Annotated in this window: 20 protein-coding genes; 4 read left to right on the forward strand and 16 right to left on the reverse strand. The window is 54.5% G+C overall.

Translation table 11 applies throughout. The features are described from left to right. Positions 1–10 precede the first annotated feature (10 nt). The 7 genes from MKY12_RS18670 to MKY12_RS18700 all read right to left on the reverse strand — a co-directional run bounded on the left by MKY12_RS18670 (position 11) and on the right by MKY12_RS18700 (position 9,768). Positions 11–1,864: an assimilatory sulfite reductase (NADPH) flavoprotein subunit gene (locus tag MKY12_RS18670; RefSeq protein ID WP_339257526.1), complete on the reverse strand. Its 1,854-nt coding sequence runs from the start codon at positions 1,862–1,864 to the stop codon at positions 11–13. 250 nt (positions 1,865–2,114) lie between these two features. Further along, positions 2,115–2,579, reverse strand: a complete 465-nt coding sequence (gene lspA / locus MKY12_RS18675; protein WP_339249226.1) for a signal peptidase II — start codon at positions 2,577–2,579, stop codon at positions 2,115–2,117. 226 nt (positions 2,580–2,805) lie between these two features. Further along, positions 2,806–3,780: an aldo/keto reductase gene (locus MKY12_RS18680; RefSeq protein WP_339310295.1), complete on the reverse strand. Its 975-nt coding sequence runs from the start codon at positions 3,778–3,780 to the stop codon at positions 2,806–2,808. Continuing rightward, positions 3,758–4,228, reverse strand: a complete 471-nt coding sequence (locus tag MKY12_RS18685) for a hypothetical protein (RefSeq protein ID WP_339310296.1) — start codon at positions 4,226–4,228, stop codon at positions 3,758–3,760. Before MKY12_RS18685 ends, MKY12_RS18680 begins: the two co-directional genes overlap by 23 nt. 210 nt (positions 4,229–4,438) lie before the next feature. Next, on the reverse strand, positions 4,439–7,726 hold the full coding sequence (locus tag MKY12_RS18690) for an ATP-binding protein (RefSeq protein ID WP_339310298.1): 3,288 nt from the start codon (positions 7,724–7,726) through the stop codon (positions 4,439–4,441). After that, the gene (locus MKY12_RS18695; RefSeq protein WP_339257528.1) at positions 7,713–8,084 is read right to left on the reverse strand and encodes a response regulator; all 372 of its coding nucleotides are present in this window, start codon (positions 8,082–8,084) and stop codon (positions 7,713–7,715) included. The genes MKY12_RS18690 and MKY12_RS18695 overlap by 14 nt, the downstream gene beginning before the upstream one ends. Before the next feature lie 49 nt (positions 8,085–8,133). After that, positions 8,134–9,768 carry a diguanylate cyclase gene (locus MKY12_RS18700; protein ID WP_339249229.1) on the reverse strand — a complete coding sequence of 545 codons (1,635 nt, stop codon included), beginning with the start codon at positions 9,766–9,768 and terminating at the stop codon, positions 8,134–8,136. Between the two features lie 233 nt (positions 9,769–10,001). On the opposite strand from MKY12_RS18700, the gene MKY12_RS18705 reads away from it, so the two are divergent. Together MKY12_RS18705 and MKY12_RS18710 are read left to right on the forward strand one after the other, a co-directional pair. After that, positions 10,002–10,271 (forward strand): ACT domain-containing protein, encoded by a 270-nt coding sequence (locus MKY12_RS18705; protein ID WP_036700808.1) that lies wholly within the window; start codon positions 10,002–10,004, stop codon positions 10,269–10,271. Positions 10,272–10,297: 26 nt separating this feature from the next. Beyond that, complete coding sequence (locus MKY12_RS18710) at positions 10,298–11,653, forward strand: PFL family protein (protein WP_235192092.1); 1,356 nt, start codon at positions 10,298–10,300, stop codon at positions 11,651–11,653. Between the two features lie 336 nt (positions 11,654–11,989). On the opposite strand, the gene MKY12_RS18715 is transcribed toward MKY12_RS18710, so the two are convergent. From MKY12_RS18715 to MKY12_RS18725, 3 genes are all read right to left on the reverse strand, one after another. Next, complete coding sequence (locus MKY12_RS18715) at positions 11,990–12,886, reverse strand: sigma-70 family RNA polymerase sigma factor (protein WP_339314904.1); 897 nt, start codon at positions 12,884–12,886, stop codon at positions 11,990–11,992. Between the two features lie 96 nt (positions 12,887–12,982). Beyond that, on the reverse strand, positions 12,983–13,429 hold the full coding sequence (locus MKY12_RS18720; protein WP_036733003.1) for a carboxymuconolactone decarboxylase family protein: 447 nt from the start codon (positions 13,427–13,429) through the stop codon (positions 12,983–12,985). Positions 13,430–13,549: 120 nt separating this feature from the next. After that, entirely contained in the window at positions 13,550–15,004 is a 1,455-nt protein-coding gene (locus MKY12_RS18725; RefSeq protein WP_339310299.1) for an MFS transporter, read from the reverse strand. A 169-nt stretch (positions 15,005–15,173) separates the two neighbouring features. Here MKY12_RS18725 and MKY12_RS18730 point away from each other — a divergent pair, with 169 nt between their 5' ends. Further along, positions 15,174–15,617, forward strand: a complete 444-nt coding sequence (locus MKY12_RS18730; RefSeq protein ID WP_339310300.1) for a MarR family transcriptional regulator — start codon at positions 15,174–15,176, stop codon at positions 15,615–15,617. 31 nt (positions 15,618–15,648) lie between these two features. Here MKY12_RS18730 and MKY12_RS18735 read toward each other — a convergent pair whose 3' ends face one another. Together MKY12_RS18735 and MKY12_RS18740 are read right to left on the reverse strand one after the other, a co-directional pair. After that, the gene (locus MKY12_RS18735; RefSeq protein WP_339310301.1) at positions 15,649–17,088 is read right to left on the reverse strand and encodes a response regulator; all 1,440 of its coding nucleotides are present in this window, start codon (positions 17,086–17,088) and stop codon (positions 15,649–15,651) included. Positions 17,089–18,091: 1,003 nt separating this feature from the next. Continuing rightward, a complete protein-coding gene (locus tag MKY12_RS18740) occupies positions 18,092–18,970 on the reverse strand; it encodes an SMP-30/gluconolactonase/LRE family protein (RefSeq protein WP_339310303.1) in 879 nt (292 codons plus the stop codon). 124 nt (positions 18,971–19,094) lie between these two features. On the opposite strand from MKY12_RS18740, the gene MKY12_RS18745 reads away from it, so the two are divergent. Further along, the gene (locus tag MKY12_RS18745) at positions 19,095–19,721 is read left to right on the forward strand and encodes a GyrI-like domain-containing protein (RefSeq protein ID WP_339310305.1); all 627 of its coding nucleotides are present in this window, start codon (positions 19,095–19,097) and stop codon (positions 19,719–19,721) included. Between the two features lie 2 nt (positions 19,722–19,723). On the opposite strand, the gene MKY12_RS18750 is transcribed toward MKY12_RS18745, so the two are convergent. The 4 genes from MKY12_RS18750 to MKY12_RS18765 form a co-directional block, all read right to left on the reverse strand. Beyond that, entirely contained in the window at positions 19,724–20,389 is a 666-nt protein-coding gene (locus tag MKY12_RS18750; protein WP_036732991.1) for a hypothetical protein, read from the reverse strand. Beyond that, positions 20,382–21,068, reverse strand: a complete 687-nt coding sequence (locus tag MKY12_RS18755; RefSeq protein ID WP_339310306.1) for a hypothetical protein — start codon at positions 21,066–21,068, stop codon at positions 20,382–20,384. The genes MKY12_RS18750 and MKY12_RS18755 overlap by 8 nt, the downstream gene beginning before the upstream one ends. A gap of 33 nt (positions 21,069–21,101) precedes the next feature. Continuing rightward, a complete protein-coding gene (locus MKY12_RS18760) occupies positions 21,102–21,743 on the reverse strand; it encodes a DUF4004 family protein (protein ID WP_339310307.1) in 642 nt (213 codons plus the stop codon). Between the two features lie 170 nt (positions 21,744–21,913). After that, a complete protein-coding gene (locus tag MKY12_RS18765) occupies positions 21,914–23,245 on the reverse strand; it encodes a VWA domain-containing protein (protein WP_339310309.1) in 1,332 nt (443 codons plus the stop codon). Positions 23,246–23,395 lie beyond the last annotated feature (150 nt).

Raw genomic sequence — 23,395 nt, forward strand, 5'->3', positions numbered from 1 at the left:
TGAATCCCGCTTAATAGACATCCCGCTGGTAACGCTGCTCCTGCTGAAGGGTCTCCAGATAGGCGGCAGCCGCTTCCGGGCTTAGTCCGCCCTCTTCCTGGATCACTGTAATCAGTGCCGAATGCACATCATGGGCCATATGCTTCTCATCGCCGCACACGTATACATGCGCTCCTTCCTGCAGCCAGCGGTACAGTTCCTTACTCTGCTCCAGAATACGGTGCTGTACGTACACCTTCTCCTCTGTGTCGCGGGAGAAGGCCACATCCAGCCTGCTGAGGACACCGTCCTTCAGCATCCGCTGCCAGTCCGTCTGGTAGAGGAAGTCTGTAACGAAATGACGGTCTCCATAGAACAGCCAGCTTGGACCCTCAGCCCCCTGCTCTTCACGCTCCTCCAGAAAGGAACGGAACGGGGCAACGCCCGTACCCGGACCGATCATAATTACCGGTACACTGGAATCAGCGGGCAGCTTGAAGTTCGGATTGTTCTGGATATATACCGGCAAGGTGGCACCCGGCTGTACACGCTCAGCACAGTGTACCGAACAGACACCGTAACGCTCACGCCCATGTGACTCATAACGCACAGCCCGCACCGTGAAGTGTACTTCATCCGGGTTGGCATTGTAGCTGCTGGCAATGGAATACAAGCGGGCCGGAAGCTTGCGCAGGATGGTCACGAAGATGCTGGCAGGAGCATTCCAGGGTCCATAGTCCTGAATAAGATCCAGCAGATCCCGGCCCTGGATATACTCCTTCAGCTCCTGCTGCCGCCCGGGGGTCAGCAGTTCCTTAAGGGCAGGTGCGGAGGTAAGCCCGGCAGCCTGTTCCAGGAGGGGCTTTGTCAGCACCGTAATTTCGTAATGCCGCAGTAGCGCCTCCTGTAGCGTGCCTTCTTCCCCCTTCTTGTTCAGCGGAACTCGTTCATTCGCATCCCAGCCCATAGCGGCAATGATATCTTCTACCAGCTGCGGATGATTCTCGGGATAGACGCCAAGAGAATCCCCCGGCTCAAAGGTAATATTCGATCCGGCTAGCGACAGCTCCAGATGGCGGGTCTCGCGGTCTGAGCCGCGGCCGTTCAGATTCAGATTCTCCAGTACTTCGGCATGGAAAGGATGATTTCGTGAATAGGCGGATTCCAGCGACTCTGCGCTCTCAGCAGCCTGAACCGCTGCATCCGCAATTCCTGCAGCATTCTGCGCGCCGTTAAGAGCGCTGATGACCTGGCCGAACCACTCGGCCACCGGCTCATCATAATCGAGGTCGCAATCTACACGCGGGCTTAACCGCTGTGCGCCCAGCTCTTCCAGCTTCTGATCGAAGTCTTTGCCTGTCTGGCAGAAGAATTCATAGGAGGTATCGCCCAGCGCGAGTACCGAGAAGCGCAAGCCTGGAAGCTGCGGCGCTCTTTTGCTGTAGAGGAATTCATGGAAGGCACGGGCATTATCCGGCGGTTCCCCTTCGCCATGGGTGCTGACCAGCAGCAGCAGGTTCTCTGTCTTCTTCAGTCCATTCGGCTTGAAGCTGTTCATCGCGGACACCGTGACCTTGAAGCCCTGCTCCTCCAGCTTGCGGGAGAGGCTCACGGCGAGCCGCTGGCAGTTGCCGGTCTGGGAGCCGAACAATACGGTCACTTCACGCGACGCTTGCTGCGAAGCGGCAGTTGCCGGCTCTGCTACTACTGCTGGAGCAGCGGGGGAACCTGCATGGACGCTTGATCCCTGGCTACCCTGCAGCGACAGGGCAGATAAGTACCCGCTTAACCATACCTGCTGTGAAGGTGTCAGCGTGGGCAGAAGCTGATTCAGCAGCTCTGCCTGGTTCTCATTAAAAGGACTGTTTGTAACTTGTAGTTGCAACAATATCGACCTCTCCTTAGCGTGCAATCTTCTTTCCTCTTAATATCATGAACTCAGGCTAACACAATACCGGCAAACGATCAACGAATCATATAACAGGCATCATATTCTTTAAAAGGTAAATACTTGCATAAAATGCACAAAACCCGGCTAAATCATAGTAAAATGCTCTGATTTAGCCGGGTTCATTACTAATTATGATAAGTTGCATTAGATAAAATGATAGACCGGAGATGTCTTTGCCTGCCATTTATAATAGTCTGCGGGTTGCTCTGTGCCGGAAATGGTCCACAAGCAGGTAGAGCAGAATCAGAAGGCCTCCGGCATTGATCGCCAGATCGGCCAGATTCATAATCCCGCCATGATTCCCGAAGACCAGGAAATCTGTAACCTGGTGATAAAGTGCCCGGTCAATGGCATTGCCGACAGCCCCGCCGACCAGGAAGCCGCTGGCTGCTTCGAGCAGAGGGCCGCGGATTTTACCCTGACGCCGGTAATAGAAGATTGCTGCTACAAAAATCACGGCAACAATAGCAAAATACTTCCCGAATCCCTGAAAGGAGCTGAAGGCTGCACCGCTGTTCTCATAGTATACAAACCGCAAATGCGGCGTCCAGGAAGGAAGCATCTCCCCAAGCTCCATATGGGTACGCACTATCCACTTGGTCGCCTGATCTAGCATCAGGACGAAGACAGCTATCAGATAAAAAAGCATCGGCAGTTCCCCTATCTTCTCTAGTTGTTCAACTCATGATCAGGGTCATAGTCATAGTCAAGGCCGTGGTCAAGGTCACTGTTTGTCACAGAATCAGTCTACCATATTCATCTGGATACTTACAAAAATATAGCCGGACTATCCCGTCAGGGACAGTCCGGCTGTTATTCGTTAGATCATTGCGTAGGGTATTCCGCTTCGAGATGTACAAGGTTCAAAGCTCTGTTTACCAGGCGTAGGCTTCCGGTGCTGGTTTGCCCGGTCCCGGGAAGATCTCGTCCAGCTTCTTCAGTGTGGCCTCATCCAGCGTAATCTCGGTCACCCGCAGGGAGTCCTCGAACTGCTGGATCGTACGCGGCCCGATAATCGGTGCGGTCACAGCCGGATTCGCCAGTACCCAGGCCAGAGCGACCTGATCCTCATGCTCGCCCAGCTCCTTGCAGAGCGCGGAGAACTGCTCCAGCTGGCTGCGGTGCTGCTCCAGCTTGGCCGAACGGGCGCTGCGCACCCCGGTCTTCGTGAGCGCATTGCGTCCCAGCAGGCCTCCGGCAAGCGGACTCCACGGAATGACACCCAGGCCCAGCTCCTGTGAGGCAGGCAGCACTTCCAGCTCCGGCGCCCGTTCCAGCAGGTTATAGAGATGCTGCTCGGAGACAAGGCCTAGGAAATGGCGCTCCTTGGCCTTCGCCTGGGCAGCAGCGATATGCCAGCCTGCGAAGTTGCTGGAGCCGATATAATCGGCTTTACCCTGGGACACCAGGATCTCGAATGCGCCCCACAGCTCGTCCCACGATACGTTCCGGTCGATATGATGCATCTGATATAGTTCAATATGATCGGTCTGCAGGCGCCGCAGCGATCCTTCAAAATGCCGTCTAATCTTGTAGGCAGACAAGCCTGAGCCGGAATTGGGACCGTCCTGCTCGTCGAACATGTCATTGTAGACCTTGGTGGCCAGCACTACCTTCTCACGCCGTCCGCCGCCCTGCTGAAACCAGCGGCCGATAATTTCCTCTGTCCAGCCCCGCCGGTCCTGGCCGCCGTACACATTCGCCGTATCGAAGAAATTAATGCCCGCATCGAGGGCCGCATCCATAATCCTGAAGGCTTCCTTCTCCTCCGTCTCCGGTCCGAAATTCATCGTCCCCAGACACAACTGGCTGACCTTTAACCCCGATTTACCCAAATAACTGTACTTCATCGCAATTCCTCCCTTTCACTCCTGCTAGATTGGCTGCTTCATATTCACTATAACCCTTAGAGCCTACTCTAAAGCAAGTATTGCTGGGATACTTAAGACTAGAACTCAAAGCTTGGTCGTCGCTGCGGTGAACATTTGGCCCTCCGGCCGCTGCCCAGTTTGGAGCACAATGTCTGCTGTTTTTCACATACAATGTAGTCGGTTTTTCGATTACATTCGGCCCACACGCTTCCGTCACGCCCAATGTAGTCGGTTTTTCGATTACATTTGCACCGCACGCCTCCGCCAAGCCCAATGTAGTCGGTTTTTCGATTACATTTGCACCGCACGCCTCCGCCAAGCCCAATGTAGTCGGTTTTTCGATTACATTCAGCCCACACGCTTCCGTCACGCCCAATGTAGTCGGTTTTTCGATTACATTCGGCCCGCACGCCTCCGCCAAGCCCAATGTAGTCGGTTTTTAGCATACATTTGGCCCCCTCCATTCATTCGCCCTTTCGCTCCCCATCGTCCCCTTCCCCCACCCGGGAGAATCCCCAAATACACAAAAAAACAAGCCCCAGAAAGAGACTTGTTCCGCTATAATTATAATCGATCATATTATTGCACTACCCATGTACCTACTAAGCAGATACTCAGCACTTACTCGATACTCACTCTAACCCTCACCAAGCGCCGCTCCATGCCCGGCTTCACCGTTATCCGGGAACAGCACCTCTCCCGTCTTCAGTTGAATGTCCACAATCTCCTGCAGCGTACCCGACAGCTCGCCGGGCGGATAGGGCTTGGTCAGATATTTCTGCACATTATCCATCATGCTCTTATCGTCCTTATCCAGCGCCGAGGAGATGACAATCGGCACCTTCTCGGTCCGGGGATCGTTCTTGAGCATGCGGATCAGATCCCAGCCGTCCAGCTCATCGCCCAGCATCAGATCGACAACGATCGCTACGAAGGGCGTTTTGACAGCCTGGTCAAAAGCTTTTTGCGGATGATAGTGATGGGTGACCCGGAAGCCCTTGCCCTTCAGCTCCTCCGAGAGCAGCAATGACAGGCTGTAATCATCCTCCACAATCATCACATCCGGCTTCTGCTCCTTGCCCGCACTCCATCTTAAAGAATGTTCCTCCTCCGGGTGGCCGGTCTCTGCCTGCATCACCGGAAGACGGAACCATACCGTCGAGCCTTCGCCCTCCACGGATTCAATCCCGATCGTTCCCTTCTGCTTCTCAATAATCTCCTTGCAGATGGCCAGCCCGAGACCTGTACCGCCAATTCGCTTGGAGGCACTGTTGTCCACTCGGCGGAATTTCTGGAACAGCTGCCCGATCTGATTCTTCGGAATCCCGAGTCCGTGGTCCTGAATCCGTACCATAATCGATCCCGGTTCGTTATGAAGCATGACCTTAATTTCACCTGCGCCCGGCGAGAACTTGATCGCATTGCTCAGCAGGTTGGTCAGCACCTGGATAATCTTATCCTTGTCTACCTCAACCTCGGGATTCAGCGCCTCGTCCTCCAGAAGAATGTGGTGGGTACCGCTCAGCTTGTACTGATCGATGACACTCAGGACCGTCTCGCTAAGGTTAACCTTCTCCACATTATACAGCTGTGTGCCGGACTCCATCCGCTGCAGGTCCAGGAAGTCGTTAATCAGCTCCGTCAGACGCTTGGCTTCCTTATGAATCGTCTCCAGATATTTCAGCTGCTTCTCCGGCTTCATGGTTTTGGACAGGAGCAGCTCCGTGAAGCCCAGTACACTCGACAGCGGCGTCCGCAGCTCATGGCTGACGGTGCTGACCAGCTCTGACTTCATCAGATCCAGCTCATACTCGCGGGTAATGTCACGGTGGACGAACAGCGTCCCTACCCGGACCTCCCGGCGGAAGACCGGTATGGCATAGGCATCCACATGCTTCATGTCTTCCTTGCCGATAGAATACTTCATCGCACTGGACTCAGTGGTATGCTCGGACATCGCCTTCTGGTAAAAGCGACCCAGCTCTTCCGATTCATTCACCCGGAGGGTGAAATGCTCCATCCAGCGCTCCTTGGGAATCAGCATGCCTTCCGTCCAGTCCTCATAGCTGAACAATTGGCTCAGTGCCTTGTTGATGTGCTGAATGACGCCGTCCGTGCCAACGAACTGGATGCCCTCATTGACATTGTTCACAATATCCTGATTCAGCTTGCGGCCATTCTCAATCTCCTCGTACATGAACAGGCGTTCAATGGCCAGGGCGACCCGGTTCATCATCCCCTGGATTTCGTCGGTCTCTTCCTCCGTGAACGGGTGCCCGATGCGTGTTCCGCAGAAGACTGCCAGAATCTCATCCTCCGCATTTACCACAGTCGTATAGTAGTCGTAACAATACACCTCATTGGCGGAGATCCCCTGCTCTCTGACCGAGCCCACCCGCTTCACCATATACGACTTTTCCACGCTCAGGCGGTACAGAATCTCTTTGCTGCCCTCACCGATGTACCGCCCCACATTCTCCGGCGGAACCCCTTTGACTACGGCTATCTTATCCTTGACCAGCAGAAAAAGACTGGAGTCGAACGAGTACAGACGGTTCATGAATTGGTTGAACTTGTCGGCAAATTCCTGCTTGTCCAGCGTATAGGTGATCTCATGATTCAGCTGATTGTTAAGCTCCAGCATCATGGATGTCTGCTCCGTGCTTTTCAGCGTCTCCGCCAGCTCCTGCTGCACATTCTTCATCGAGGTGATGTTATTCGCAATCAGGATATACTGGTAGATCTGGCCTTCATCGTTCAGGTAAGGCATGATTGTCAGCTGCAGCCAGAGCGGCGAGCCTTCCTTGGTCGCCAGCTCCGTCTCTCCGCTCCACACGCCGCCGGTCGATAGCTTGCGGATCATTTGCTCTACCTGCAGTTCTGCAATATTATGCAGCTCAAACAGCCGGTAGGTGTATCCGATAATCTCGGAGCTCTTGTAGCCCGTGTAGACGCTCAGATTATCGTTCACGTAGGTGAACACGCCTTTGTTCGACAGAATGCCGACGGCAGAGGTCTGATTCAGCGCCTTCATCATGCTCTCGATTTCACTGAGCGACCGCTCCAGCCTGAACTGCTGATCCTGAAGCTCGTCCTGCTGGGCATGCAGCTCTTCATTCTGCATCATCAGCTCTTCCTCTTTATCCTGGATGCTGTGGGCCATATTCAGGAAGGCCTCATAGAGCCGTCCGATCTCATCCTGCTTATGCAGCTTGCCGAGCATAACCGCCTCGCCGGCCGCCAGCGAATTCGTCGCTTCCTCCAGCTTCACAATCGGATCGATGATAACTTTGAGCATCCGCCAGATCAACAGCGTGAAGAACAGCAGCAGCAGGGTGCTAAGCAGAAAAGCAACAAAAGTGAACGTATCCGCCTGCCTGATGGAGCGGGAGTTCAGCTCATTCAGCAGCGCATCCGAATTGGCTTTGAATTGCTTCGTGTAGCTCAGGAATTCGTTCACAGCCCGGGTACTGCCGCTTTGGGACAAGTTCCGGATTCCCTCGTAATCATTATTCTTCACTAAGAGCATCACTTCAGGCAGGGTCTGGCTCTTGTACTGTTCATAGAACACCTTGAGGTCATCTCTGTACCGGACTTCTTCAGCCGACAGCTTCAGGGAGGAGTACTGCTCCAGAATGCCGTCAAGCCCCTTAACCGCAGCGTTCAGCAGCGCAAGCTCGTTCTCACTCTGAGTAGCCACATAACCTCTCGCCCGGAAAAAGACCTCGCTTAGCGTCACCGCCAGCTCGTTGATCGTCGCCGTCTTATGTTGCAGCACTTCACGTTTCTGATCCAGCTGTTCCTGCTGGGCATTGATATAGAAGACAAGCCCGATTCCTCCGGCCATAATGGCAACGAACAGCAGCAGAAGAATCCGGTAATATTTCGTTTTGATGCTCCGGTCTTTAAGCTTAAGGTTTCTCACTCAGAATATCCTCCACGAGCTGAAGCAGCTCCATCGGGCTGAACGGCTTGGGCATGAAATAACGGGCTCCCGCCTCCCTGGCCCGGTTACGGTCCATCTCCTGTGCCTTGGCGGTCAGCATCATAATCGGCGTCTGGCTCTTCAGCTCCCCGTCCAGCTCGCACAGCACTTCAATGCCAGTCATGACGGGCATCATGTAATCCAGAATCACCAGGTCGTAAGGTTCTGCCGCCAGCCTGGCGAGCGCCTCGCCCCCATTCTCGGCAGTATGGGTCTCCACATTCTCGAGATCCTCCAGGGTATCCTCAATCAGCATGCGCAGAACCTCTTCATCATCTACAATCAGTACCTTTTGCACCATAGCTCACTCTCACCTTTCAGTCATCCCTGCTTGGGATGCATTGCATTTAGAACAGAAACCGGTGGGCCAGACGCTCAATCCGGGTCAGCAGCTCCGGCAGATGGAACGGCTTAATGACATAATCATCCGCCCCCATCTGCAGCGCATGGACAATGTCCCGCTGGTTATTGCGGCCAGTCAGCATGATCACGAGAATGTTCACCTCAGGATAGCCGCTGCGGATCTTCTCCAGCACCTCAAGCCCGTCAAGCCCCGGCATGACGCCGTCCAGCAGAATCACATACTTCTCTTCAGGAGCATACCAGTCCGATTTCAATAAAAGCGCGCCGTCCGCGTAACTCGTAACCCTCACTCTGGCGTTAGTCCCGGGCTGCCAGGCAGCGAAGTGGGTCGTCACCATTCTGCGGATCAGCGGATCATCATCCACAATAATGACATTCAGCAGCGTCTCGCGCTGGCCCAGCAGCAGATCCTGGCTGTAGAGGGTGCTCTGGTTCCTGCCGTTATGCTTGCTGGCATAGAGCGCCAGATCCGCTTCCTCTACCAATATATCGGCATCCTGTACCTCTCCGTTAACCTCGGTCACTCCGCAGGAGAAGGTAACATGGAAGCTCTCACGTTTGGCCTGGAATTCCCGGGCCGCGAAGACCTCCTGAATCCGCTCCATCACAAGCAGCGCCTGCTCCGCAGGCGTATTCGGCATGAACAGGGCAAATTCCTCGCCGCCATAGCGGCAGAAGGTATCCTCCGTGCGGATGGACTGCTTCACCAGCTCCGAGAAGCTCTGCAGCACCTCGTCCCCCATCAGATGCCCGTAAGTGTCGTTAACCTGCTTGAACAGATCCAGGTCCAGCAGAGCGAGGGAGAAGGTCCGGCCAGTCCGTCTGAAATCGGAGATCAGCTGCTTCATCGTCTGGTTGAAGTACTTGCGGTTGAACGCCCCGGTCAGCTCGTCGACAATGATCGATTCCTGCCACTCCTTTTTCAGCTCAAAGCGGTTCTTGATCAGCACCAGGAATAAATCGATGTCCACCGGCTTCTGTATGTAATCCATAACACCCAGCGAATAGGCATACTTCTGAACCTCTATCGAATGCTCTCCGCTGATCATAATGATCGGAATCCGTTCTTTCTTAGCCTTGCCGATAATCTGCTTCAGTACATCAATCCCGCTGCGGTCCGGCAGCAGAATATCAAGGAGAATCAAATCCGGCTTGTTCTCATAAAAAAGCTTCAGTCCGCGTCCGGCCGACAGCGCAATACTGACATAATAGGACTCCCGCTCCAGCGATTCCCGCAAAAAAGCAACCAGCTCCACATCATCGTCCACGATCAGAATCTCGTACTGCTGATGGACAATGCCGTGGGATAATGCAATCCCGGGAGTCAACGGGGGCACCGCGCCTTTCGATTCCGGTTCGTTAAAGAGCTCCAGCACCGGATAGATATAATCGCCCCATTCTGCTTCCGTCCAGCTTCTATGGTTATCATCCGAGAAATAGAGCAGCGCATTACCCGAGAAAGCCTCTACGGTATCGAGACCCACAGTGCCCGAGGTGCCCTTCAAATTATGCAGGAAACGGTAAATATCCTTCTCCTCGACTGCTGACTGTTCCGACCATTTCTGCAGAGTTTCTCTCGTGCGCTCTTCAACCAGCTCTTTATATTTTCTCGTTGTCATAATAGCTCCTTATATCCGGCTTATCGTTCAAAACTCAAATAAATCATATTTCACATCAAGTGTCAACATTATTATACGCTCAGGAAAATGCAAGCTCAAATCTCTGATCAGCCCGACACAAAAGCTTTGGTTGATAACCTATCCTTGATTTGACATAATAATTAAAATCGTTCATTCCGTTAATGCGGCAATGAGCGAAGATTTCAGACCATGGATAACGGGAGGCTTTTCAATTGAAGGGGATTATTACGGTACTCGGAAAAGACAAGGTAGGCATTATCGCCAAAGTGTGTACATACCTCGCAGAGCACAATCTGAACATTCTGGACATCTCCCAGACGATTGTGCAGGATTATTTCAACATGATGATGATCGTGGACATCTCTGCCCCCAGCAAGTCCTTCGAGGAGATTGTGGAGGAGCTTCAGCAGGTAGGGGAAGACATCGGTGTGGAAATCAAGCTGCAGCATGAGGATATCTTCAATATTATGCACCGGATTTAACCGGCGAGGGAGGAGCAAGGCTAGTGATCTCGATAGTAGAAGTTCAGGAGACGAATAAAATGATCCGGGAAATGAACCTGGATGTCCGCACCATTACGATGGGCATCAGCCTGATGGACTGCGCCCATACCGACATGAAGGTGTTCAACCAGAAGGTATATGACAAAATTACCCGCTCTGCCGAGAAGCTCGTGAAGACCGGCGAGGATCTGGAGCGCCAATTCGGGGTGCCGATTGTCAACAAACGGATCTCCGTAACGCCGATTTCGATTGCTGCGGGAGCTGTACATACCGATACCTACGTGCCTGTCGCCCAGATTCTGGACAAGGCTGCCAAGGAGGTAGGCGTCAACTTCATCGGCGGGTATTCCGCGCTGGTGCAGAAGGGCTGTACGAAGGGCGACCGGATTCTGATTGACAGTATTCCGGAAGCGCTGGCGGTGACCGAGAGAGTCTGCTCCTCCGTCAACGTCGGCTCCTCGCGGAGTGGCATCAACATGGACGCCGTGAAGCTGATGGGCGACATCATTCTCCAGACGGCGGAGCGTACCAAGGACCGCGACTCCATCGGCTGTGCCAAGCTGGTTGTATTCTGCAATGCGGTGGAGGATAACCCGTTCATGGCCGGTGCCTTCCACGGGGTGGGCGAACGGGAGTGTGTGATTAACGTTGGCGTCAGCGGTCCGGGTGTAATCAAGCGGGCACTGGAAGAGGTGAAGGGTCAGGACTTTGAGACCCTGTGTGAGACGATCAAGCGTACAGCCTTCAAGGTCACCCGTGTCGGCCAGCTGGTCGCCCAGGAAGCCTCCAAGCGCCTGAATGTACCCTTCGGCATCATCGACCTGTCGCTGGCCCCTACGCCCGAGATCGGCGATTCCATCGCCGAGATCTTCCAGGTGATGGGCCTGGAGGAAGCCGGTGCTCCCGGCACCACAGCTGCACTGGCCATCCTTAACGACAATGTCAAAAAAGGCGGAGTCATGGCCTCCTCCTATGTCGGCGGCTTAAGCGGCGCCTTCATCCCGGTCAGCGAAGACCACGGCATGATCCAGGCGGTCCAGCGCGGGGCGCTGACTCTGGAGAAGCTCGAAGCTATGACTTGTGTCTGCTCGGTAGGCCTGGACATGATTGCCATTCCCGGCAGCACCAGCAAAGAGACCCTCGCAGGCATCATTGCCGATGAAGCCGCCATCGGTATGGTCAACAACAAGACCACAGCGGTCCGCGTCATTCCGGTCATCGGGAAGGACGTCGGTGAAATGGTCGAATTCGGCGGCTTGCTCGGATATGCTCCAGTTATGGCTGTCAACCCGTTCAATTGTGCGGGCTTCGTCAACCGTGGCGGACGGATTCCCGCGCCGATTCACAGCTTCAAGAACTAAGTGAGCATGCAGGCTTAATTGCATTCTGTACATCTAAACCTCCTGACTTTCAACCCATTCTGCGTTTAGTTGTATATCGTACATGTATAAGGCCGTTTTTTCTTACTACTCACCCTTTCAGGCAGAGTTAGTTGTACAGACTACACTTAGACGTGGCGTGTGTGAATATTCGCTGCTTTTAAGTGTACGTTCTACAACTATCCCTAAATTTCAACTGGGAGCAAAAGACTTCCATCGCGGAAATGGGTGAGTTTTATTATTTTCTTTAACAACCAATAAGACACGCTGCCTTCCCTCTCCGGGGGCAACGTGTCTTATTGGTTGTTGTGCCGGGCATCAGCGCTGCGGCAGCTCTGGCGGTACGATAATATGGGACAGCTTCGCAGGGTCCATCAGAAGATACAGGCTCTGAATCCGTTCCCCGCTGGAATCCGTACTCAGGCAGAGCACGCACTTCACGACTCCCTGATCGGTGAAGATCAGACCCGGCTCGCCGTTCAGCATCCCGCAGGAAGGCTTCCACTCCCGCAAATAGTGCATAACCCGCTTCGAGGTCAGCAGTGCAGTAACTCCCCGGCGGCCGGTCATCGGCCGGAGAATCGTATGCACCTCACGGCCACCGCCATCAGCAACCAGTACCGGATGCTCGCCCAGCAGCTCCAGCATGCCGCCTACGTCATAGGAGGTGAACGCGGCAGTGAAGCGAACCAGCAGATTCTCGGTGACTGCTCCATATCTGAGCGAGGGTAACCGGGAAGCCGGCTCTGTCTGCAGGATACGCTTGGCCCGGCTGAAGATCTGCCGGCAGTTGCTGCCCGACTTGCCTACCATTCCGGCAATGGCTTCATAGTCGTATTCGAAGGCCTCCCGCAGTACGAATACCGCACGTTCCGTGGGAGACAGACGCTCCAGCAGCACCAGAAAAGCATACGACAGATTATCCTTGCGTTCTGCCGCTGCTTCCGGGCCGTCATATCCCTCGCTTACCGGCTCAGGCAGCCACTCCCCGATATAAGTCTCTCTGCGGCTACGTGCCGAGTTCAGCATATTGAGGCAGCGGTTGGTCACGCCTTTGGCCACATAGGCTTTGATATTCTGAATGCCGCTCCGGTCCCGGTGCTGCAGCTCGGCGAACATATCCTGCACCGCATCCTCTGCATCGGCAATAACGCCAAGCATCCGGTAGGCAATGGAGAAGGCATAGCCTTTATAGCTCTGATACAGCTCCTCCATACCGGGATTCTCCGCTGCAGGTGTCTTGACCTGAGCCGTTATTTTACCCCTGTCCACTTCATGCCTCCCCCCTTCCTTACGATTCCGGCTGCTTCATTAACCGAAGCAGCCCGGGAACATCCCGGTTGTAATGGCAATCCGGTTCCAGCTGTTGATCGTATTGATCGCCATAATCCAGTCTACCAGTTCCTCTTCGCTAAAGTGCGTAAGCATCTTATGGTACAGCTCCAGCGGAACGCCAGCTTCGCTGATCAGCGTGACCTGCTCGGCGAATTCCAGCAGCACACGTTCCTTCGCACTGAATAACGGCGCTTCGCGCCACACACTCAGCAGCAGAATATGATCGGCATAGTTGCCCAGCTTCATCAGATCCTTGCCGTGCATATCCAGACAGAACGCACAGCCGTTGATCTGGGAGACCCTTATTTTAACCAGCTCATACAACACCTTATCCTTGCTGCGGCTTCCTGCATGCTGCTCCAGCGCCATCATTGCCCGGAATGCCGGGCCGTTAACCTCACGATAATTCATTCTTAGACTCAAATTAGGTCGCCTCCATTATGGTTGTATTGCTCTTCATAACTGTAGACAAGATAGAGCCGGTTGTTGTGACACAAAAAAAGCAGGACAGCGAAATTCCGCAGCCCTGCCCGTTTATTCCTGTTATGCGCTCAGGCTCTTGGCCCTGCTCGAGGAGAACAGCCGCCAACCGGTCAGGAGCGCCGATAACAGGCAGATCCCGGAAGAAGTCAGGAAGACTGCATGCATCCCCGAGAGGAACAGCTCCGGACGTCCTTCTACCAGCCCGGTTACCCGGTAGCCGGCCTTGCTGCTCATTACATTGAACAGGATAGAGGTCGCTAAGGTAATTCCGACGACCATCCCCACATTACGGACCAGCGAATTTACGCTGCCTGCCGAGCCTAGCTGTGTTCGCGGCACCGTTGACATAATCAGCGAGTTGTTCGGTGAGCCGAACATCCCGCTGCCGATGCCGAGCATGGCGATCCAGACGCCGACCAGCATAACCGGACTGCCTTCATGCAGCCGGGCCAGCCCGAACTGGGCAACCACCATCACGATCAGCCCTGCGAAGGTGAGCAGCTCCGAACCGATTTTGTCCGACAATGCCCCGCTTAACGGAGCGACTATCACCATGCAGATCGGGTAGAGCATCAGCAGGAAGCCTGCATCAAAAGGGGACATGTTCAGCATATTCTGCGCATAAAACGGCGCGATGATATTGAAGCAGAAGTTCGAGACGAACACCAGAAAAGCACAGAATATGCTCAGTGAGAACAAGGGATTCCTAAACAGGGTAAGCTGAAGCAGCGGCTGGGCGCTGCGCTGCTCCACAATCAGGAAGACGATGAAGGTAATCACCGCAGCGGAGAGAGCGGAAATGATCCGGGTATCCCCGTATCCCAGCTGCTGGCCGAGCAGAAGTCCGGCGAACAGAGTAACAATGAAGACAGCAAACAGCAGGCTACCGGGAACATCAATCCCTGACTTCACACGTACCAGATCCTTCGGCAGTACCTTCCAGCCCAGCGCAATCGCCAGAATGCCAATCGGCACATTCACCCAGAAAATATACTCCCAGCCCATCGACGATACGATAATTCCGCCTAAGCTGGGCCCCGCTATACTGCCGAGGGACACGAAGGTTCCAATCAAGCCGAGAGCCTTGCCGCGTTCCGTAGACGGGAAAATATCCGTAACAATGCCCTGGCTGTTCGCCATGGTCATCGAAGCACCGACCGCCTGCACTACACGGGAAGCAATGAGCAGCGGCAGGCTGTGGCTTAATCCGCAGAGCAGAGAGCCGATGGTGAAGACGACCATGCCCAGCTTGAACATCTTGATTTTGCCAACAATGTCACCCAGCTTCCCGAAGAACAGAATCACTGAACAGATCGCCATCAGATATCCGGTAGTCACCCACTCCACCTGGGCTACCGGCAGTGCCAGCTCCTTCACCAGCACCGGCAGCGCAATATTCACAATACTTCCGTCCAGTGTAGACATAAAAGTAAACAAGTTAAGAACGATCAGAATCAGCCAGCGCTTCTTCTGTATCCCGGCATCCTCCTGATAGGTCGCCTCTAAGCTGCTCATCCACTAACACCCTCTTGGTTTAAATGTAATCTAGTTGCACACGCAACAAACTAATCCTTCACAGTGTACTGCAAATTAGTTGCGTGCGCAACAAAATTACGGTAAGATCTGAGGCAGGGCGGTATGCCTCAGGCAGGCTGCCGTTATAATCCTCAGCGAGGTGTCCATTGTGACTTTAAATAGAGAACCCATCGGGAAGCTGATCTCCCATCTTCACCGTCAGAACCAAAAAATACTGGCCAAGGAGCTGCTTCCCTACGGCATCGGCAGCGGAGGCCAGCATAGCTTCTTAAAGCTGGTGCTGAATCATCCGGGGATCACCCAGGATCAGATGACCAGCCGGATTAAATGCGATAAAGCGACAACTACACGCTCCGTCAAGCTTTTGGAGGCCTCGGGATATATTGAGCGCCGGACAGATCCGACCGACCGACGCTCCTTCCTGCTGTATCCAACTCTCAAGGCGCTCGACTTCGCCCCCGCCTTCCAGGCGCTGCTGGATGACTTCAACCGCGAGCTGTCCATGGACCTCACCGAGAGTGAGCTGGATACGCTGATAGATCTGCTCCATAAGGTCACCCGTAACTCAGACCGGCTGAACGGGCAGGGCTGAGCGTATTCATTAAGTGGAGACAATCCAGCAGTCACTGCTGTCCCCCATGTTCAGCCGCGAATAAGGCGCCTTGAAGCTGGCCTTCTGCGCGGAATTCACTCGGCAGCTTGCCGACATGCTCCCGGAACAGCTTGCTGAAATAACGGTCATCCCCGAAGCCGGACCGGCAGGCAATTTCACACACCGGGACAGGGGTCTCCAGCAGCAGTGCTTTCGCCAGCTCCAGGCGCATGCGCCGCAGGCACTCCCCGAAAGTCTCACCGGCAAAGCGGGCGAAGCACCGGCTGAAATAGCCGCGGCTCATATGGATAGCAGCGGCAACATCGCCCTGATTGATTTTATCGCCGGCATGGCTCCTCATATAACGCACAGCGGTGATCAGGCAGAGCATCACCTCTTGGCTCAGGCCCAGCTCAATCATCCGGCGCTGGACATGCCCCGTGAACTGATGCAGCCAGACTTGCCAGTGCCGCCAGTGCCGGTTGCACTCTGCCGCCAGCGCGAGCTGCTGCGCTTCCTCCGCCGTAAGCAGCAGCCGGCTCCAGCCCCGCAGCAGCTCTTGGCCAAAGTCCGCCACTGCCGCAGGGTCCGGCTGCTGCATCGCAACCCCGCTGAGGAACAGATCCCATTCTCTCCGCTCCAGCGTCCAGCGTAGATTCTGCGCCTGTACCAGCGCGGAAGGGACGCCCGTCTCCGGCCGTTGCCGCGCGGCCAGCGCCTGCAGTTCACCATAGTGCAGCCTCGGGAGCGCCTGGCCGCCCGCCGCATAGAACAGCGCCTGCCGGGCTGACTGTTCCAGCACCGCAGCGATTCTCTTCAGCGGCTGACCGCGCACCCCCTCCAGCAGCGCCGCTGTCCAGCTTGTCCCAAGCACCGCTCCCAGCTCTCCTCCGATCCGCGCTGCATCCACAGGATACGGCAGCGGAGACAGCCACATCCCCGGCACAGCATGCAGCGTGGAATTTCTCACCAGAGACAGCGCATACAGCTGCTCTTCCTTCAGTTCCGGCGCAAGCGGCACATATAGCAGTGCTTTGTCCTCAGCGATTACTTTTTGCTCTGCCTTTGAAGGGGTGCTCTTGTTTCCGTCCTCCCACCTGATCCGCTCCACCAGTCTGCGGATAATTTCATCGGCATTCTCCGGCTCCAGCAGCGTTTTGACAATGTAATCCACCGCTCCCAGCCGCAGCGCCTCCTGCACATCATCGAATTTATGGTGGCAGGTCAGCACCACGCAGCGTACCGCAGGATACCGCAGCCTCACCTCCCGGATCAGCTCGAACCCGGTCATCCCCGGCAGCGACAGATCCACGAACAACAGATCCGTCTCCTGCTCGCGCAGCAGCTCCAGTGCCGCATGCCCGTCTCTGGCCTCTCCGGTAATCACCACCCCGAAGGACGGCCAATCCAGCAGTGAGATGAAACCCTTGCGCACCAGACGCTCATCGTCTACGACAACAGCCTTAATCATCGAAGTCCTCCTTGCTTTTGATAGGAATAATGATGGATACCGGGTTCCGTCTTTCTCACCGCTCTTCGTGAAAGCGTTTCAATATATAGATACAATACCATATTTTGTTTATTCTGAAAATAAAAAGGCATGCACTTCAGGCTTGAACTCGATGCTTGGTCGTCGCTGTGGTGAACCTCTGACTTCCGGCCGCTGTTGTCCCCAGATTTCATGATTTCTTACAACATAAAAAGAGCTGCTCACAGGCAGAATATCCGCCTTATAAACAACTCCGCTTCTGCTATTAGGTACTAGTAGAGCATCAGATCTAAAATGGTGGAGTCAGGGCTCCCCTCCGCTGGAGGCCTCGGTCTAACGGACGGAGGAACTTATATTCTGGAAAGAAGGCTTTCTGTTCGTAGCGTACCATTTAGAGATAAGTGTATTCTGTGCGACTAAAAACAGTGACACGGAAGGTTTTCCTCTTCTAACTGTAGTCTGTACAACTAAATCTGCCACGATGGGCGAAAATCCAAGTATAGAGACATTTTAATTGCACGAAATACACCTAAACAGAGATTCGGCGGTATATCCGACGATTTAGTTGTACAGATTGCAATTAAGCCTACCTCAGTTGCCGACTTCTATTCTCACATTCAAGTAGCTGATTGTATTTCCTGCAATAGAAAACGAATAGCTGACCGTAAAAGGAGAGTCTATTGTATTTCATACAGTAGACTGTTGGGTTTTGGGTGAAAAACGGCCTTTGTTCAACATTCCATTGTACGGATTACAATTGATTCTATTTCGAAGCCTTTTTTACAGCATTCCATTGTACAAAATGCAGTTGCTATCGTTCCAGCACCTATAACATAACTGCGCTCTGATGCTGTACTAGTGCATACACTTTGTCCCAATGACTTCACTATTCTAATCCTTCAGGCCTCATCATTCCCAACCACAATTTAAAGACTGATGCTCTACTAGGGCAGGCCCCCCGCCCGACTTCCCTCCGCTGTCCTCCCTAAAAAGCCGCCCGATTAGCCTCCCGGCCCCTCACTCCAGGCTTGAACCGGAACAATCCGCCCGCATGCGGCCAGCGTTCCAGCTCTTCTGCACTCATGTATCCGCACGCCGTAGTGATGTACAGCTCGTCCAGATTCTCGCCGCCAAAGGTACAGGAGGTTACATAATGCGCCGGAACCTCGATTTTCTCCAGCTGCTCGCCTGTATGGGGATTCCACCGTGAGATACAACCCCCGCGCCAATGGGCAACCCAGAGCATGCCTTCACTGTCGATCGTCATCCCATCCGGCCAGCCTTCGCCTTCCGCCAACCGGATGACCGTCCGGCGCCCGCTGACCGAGCCGTCTGCCAGTGAATAATCCATTACATCGATCCCCTTGGTCAACGTGTCAATATAATACATGACCCCCAAGCTGTCGTTCCAGGCCAAGCCGTTGGAGATGCCGATCCCAGTCAATACCTGCCGGACCTCACCGGCGGACTCCATTACATACAGGCTGCCATCTCTTCCCGCAAACCTTCTGTTCATCGAGCCGAACCACAAGCGTCCACGGCTGTCGCATTTGGCATCATTCAGCCGGTTACCGGGAATTCCGGTCTCTACCGCTGCCAGCAGCTCCACAGGCTGATGCTCCATATATCTGTAGATCCCGTCCTCCATCGTCAGAATCCAGCCGCCGCGCTCCGCCGGTACGGCTGCACTTACCTTTTGCTCAAAGGAATGAATATCATCCGTACCCTTGCCAGGGTCATAGAGATGTAATTCATTGCTGTCAACATCCATCCAATACAATCTGCCCTTCCTGTGATCCCAATGGGGACCTTCTCCGAGTGCCGCCTTGGCAGCAACCACGCATTCCATCGTTCCGCTCAACATAAACCCTCCTCGAATAAATACTTTCTATGTACTACTGCCCCTCCAGCCTCCAACCTGACATACACCTGTCCGGTTCGCATGCTATGCTGAATGCAGCACAATCCTATGAACTGAGGTGACCCATATGAAGGTCGAATGGAGAAAACAAGACAAAGCCCTATACCTCCCCCCTGCCGAACCGGGGCTGATTCAGGTACCCGCCTTCCCGTATTTCACCCTGCGTGGTGAAGGTAATCCCAACGGCAGCGCATTCGCAGAAGCAGTCGCTGTGCTGTATTCCTTATCCTACACAGTCAAAATGCTGCCGAAAAAAGGCCCCGCACCCGAAGGCTTCTACGACTACACCGTCTTCCCGCTGGAAGGAGTATGGGATCTCAGCGAAGCCGGACGCCGCTTAGCCGCTCTTGATAAGAACGAGCTGGTATACACCATAATGATCCGGCAGCCGGATTTCCTGACCCCTCTGCTTGCTGCAGAAGTGCTGGAGCAGGTCAAGCGCAGCAAGCCGCACCCGCTGCTGGACAAGGCCGTCTTCGCCCGCATCGAAGACGGCCTGAGTGTACAAATGCTGCATATCGGCCCCTATGATGATGAACCGCACAGCTTCGCCATAATGGAGCAATTCTGCTCTGCTCAGGGCCTGCTGCGGGAGTCTCACCTGCACCGCGAAATCTATATCTCGGATGCCCGGCGTGCCCGCCCGGAGAAGCTGCGAACCGTGCTGCGGTTCAAGGCCGCCCGGCAGGATTAACGCTACATTTTCACCGCATTCCTTACCGTTGAGCTCTTATGCACCTCCAGCAACTCCCGGTACTCCACCGTCTCAATCTCGCAGCCAGGCCCGATCACAACGCTTCCGCCCCGGACGGTCTGCGCCTGCGTATGCTGAAGCTCGATCCGATCTCCTTCGATCAGCCGGGCCGCGAAGCTCATCTTCTTCCCGGGTCTAAGCAACGCGCCGGAACGGCTGCGCTTGATGGAGATGCTGCCGCCGCCGACCGTATCCGCCCTACAGGGGCCGAATAACGTCAGGTCGAGCCTCTCCGCATTTAATAGTCCGCTGACCTCCAGGACTCCGGTAATCTGCACCTGCTCTGCTTCACAATCGCCCGTAACTATGATCCCGCCGGTCAGCTTGATATCCTCAATCCGCAGCCCGCCGCCTGCCGTAAGCTCTCCTTGTCCGCGCAGGCTGGCTGCGTCTACCCGGCCCTTCACCTTGCACTCCCCGGTGATTTTGATATCCTGTACCCGAAGATTTCCTTCAACCGCTACCTCTCCGGTCTGCGCAAGCTTATGGCAGTCCACATCCCCGCTAAAGGTACATTCTCCCGTCACCTTCACATCCTTAAAAACTCCGCCGACAGAGCTCGACGTCCCGAGTATCTTCAGATCATGGCGTTCTACCGCTTCATTCACCGGTCTTCTCCTCCTTCCCCACCTGGGCACCGGGATGTACGGTCAGTCCCGCTCTATACTCCACCCGGCCAATCGAGCAGCCCTGCCCGATAATGACCGTACCGCCCCTCACTACATCTGCACTCGTGTATTCCAGATCTAACGTATCTCCCTCGATGAGCTTGGCTCGCAGCCCGATTTTGAGCTTGGGGATCATTCCGCCGAGCAGTCTGCCCCAGGCCGCGTTACCTTTTTTGCGGATCATCAGGCTCTCCACGCCAATCTCCCCTGCCTCAGACTGACCCTGTAGCCCGAACTCCATCCGGCCCGCACTCAGCAGGCCCCCCACCGTGAATACCCCTTCACCGGTCAGCTCCTCCAGCTCACAATCGCCCTTCAGCTGCAGCATGCCGTCCATTACACAGCGCTCTCCCCGCAGACTGCCTTCTCCGTTCACTACTCCATTCAGCTTCATTTCACCAACCTGCAGATTGCCCTTCAGATTGAGAGTTCCGTTCATCTCCAGCTCATCGGCCGTGAGGTCACCCTTCTGCTTCATCACGCCGTCACAGCTATAGGTATGTGCGTGGAGCGCTCCGTTCATCTTACTGACACCGTTGATATTAACTTTGTGATATCTGCCTCCGGCAGCTGTGTTGACCCCATCCATCACCAGATCCGGCAGTTCATTCTTCTCCATGGTCCAGCCTCCTGTGGTTTACTGTTCCTTACTCTATAAGCCGTCTTCAGTCAAACGTCCATTCAGTAGTTCCGCCAGATCGGCAGAGCGAAGCCTGCTCACCAGCCGTACCCCCTCTTCGAAGGCCAGCCCCGCTCCCGGCAGCGCCATAATGAAGAAGCTAACCCCCATCTTCCGCACAAAAAACAGCTCCCACCCCTTCTCCCCGTACCCCGGCGCATGACTCTCCAGCGTCTGATAGAGCCGGTCTGCTTCCTCCCAGCTGAGCTCCCCCTTACTGAGCAGCCAATCTGCCGCAAATACATTAAGAATCTGCTCGAAGCTCAGCGGTAAGCCCTCGGCCTCCGGTCTCCCGAACCGCTCTAGACTACCCACCGAAACAATGTTACGTTCCTTTAGCTGGGATACAGTTAAGCTGATTCTGTACGAGGATGCCGGCTCTGACAGCTGATCCGCCAATTCATCCAGGGAGAGATCATCCTTTTTCTGCAAAATATGCTGCACCCGCCCCAAAATCCGCGCCCGCGGAAAAAAGGTCTCTTGTCCCGTAAAGGTAGATTTGCGGATGAACCATTCCTCAGGAATCAGCTGCTTCCGCTTCCAGCGGTACAACTGCCCGTAAGAGATTCCTGTCTCATCGAGCAGCTCCTTTTTGGAGATTAAATCCTCTTCCATATCACCACTCCTTGCGCTCATCGTAACATAACACTGTTACGTTGTAAACTGACAAGCTGCCTAAATCGCTCCCCTCCCGTGCAACAGCGCCTCCTCCTATCCACTCCTTCATAAAAAACAGAGCAGACCCTAGCCCTTACCGGCTTCGGATCTGCCCGCTATACTTCATTCTATGAACGCACAACGCCCTTCTGCCGGGCTTCACGCAGCCATTTCGGGTATTCGTTGAACAGCCGGTCATACAGGTCCTCATCGCTGACCTCGTCCAGATCATCCAGCGCGAAGAAATCGGCATTATCCACATAACGGCCCCGCAGATCGTCAAGCTCACGGAGTACGCCATAATCCGCATTGCCCAGTCCCACAAACTGCCAGAAGATATTATGCTTCGAGCTTTGGATCAGCAGCTTCGATATTTTGGGCGTCTCATAGATGCCCCCGTCGCTGAAGAAGACCACATATACCGGCAGGTCGCCCGGCTCCTCCTTCGTATATTTCTTGATCAGATCCGCCATAACCACCGGCTCATTGTTCCCGATGCCCAGTCCCCCGAACATCTTCGGTCCCGGATAGGTCCGCTTCACATAATCCTCATATCCGTGTTCATTTACGCTTGGCATTCTCTTACTCTTAGTGGCGAAGAACCAGACATCCAGCATTCCGTCATCATCCATCTTGGCAGCCACAGCCAGCACCCGTTCAAAAGCCCGCTGCACGACTCCCTTCGCATATAATTGCGCCATGGAGCCAGATGCATCGAACACCACGGCCACCCTTGCCTTCTCCTGGTCAAGATTCTTCTTGCGCAGTGAAATTCCGACCTGCTGCTTCAGAAGATCAATCTTCGTCAAATTCAGGGCAGGCCGGGGAGCCTCCTCCTGTTCTGCTTCCTTAGGAGGTCCGCTGTATGCAGCCGCTGCTTCCGTATGGCCTGACACCGGTTGAGCCTCTGCTCCGCTGCCGTGCTCCGGCGCTTCGTCTTCCACCTCGACCCCGTGCGCTTCCGCCAGCGGCTTCAGTCCGCCATGGAAGCCCCGTCCGACCGCGCGAAGCTTGAAGCCCCCGCCATGGCGGTACAGCTCTGCCAGCACGAGCGAGGTCTCGGCGTTACCGTCCATAATTTCATATACCAGCTCCGTCCCCTTCCCCGCCGCGCTGATTCTGCAGCCTCTGACATCGGCGAAGGTTCCGGGACCGTCCAGCGTAGCCGCGAAGACGCATTTCTCAATGCCCGAGGCGCTAAGCGCACGCAGATCAATGGCGAATTCCCCGCTGTATTTATCGATAGGATTGAATACGACCGTGTGCTTAGGATCAGCTGGCTGATTATAAAAGATAAAGAAATCATCGGACGGCACCTTACCGTTCCCGCCCACCATAAAGCAGCTGATATCTAGAATCGCCGGAGAACTGCTGCAGGATATCTTCACGGTTGCCTGGGTGGAAGCCTCGTCCAGCTTCGCATTGGAGCCGCTTACCAGCTTGATTATATTAGGATTCATGAATGCACTCTCCTACTCTCATATGTAATACCAGGATGTACCAGATTCCGCTTCCGCAAAAAGGAGCAGACCATTCCCTGCTAAGGATATGTCTGCTCCTGGTTGATCAAAGATTATGACTCTCCATATACAGCCGTTATCTCAGGCTGT

It is taken from the genome of Paenibacillus sp. FSL M7-0896 (genome assembly GCF_037975415.1).
Classification (GTDB): domain Bacteria; phylum Bacillota; class Bacilli; order Paenibacillales; family Paenibacillaceae; genus Paenibacillus_AQ; species Paenibacillus_AQ silagei.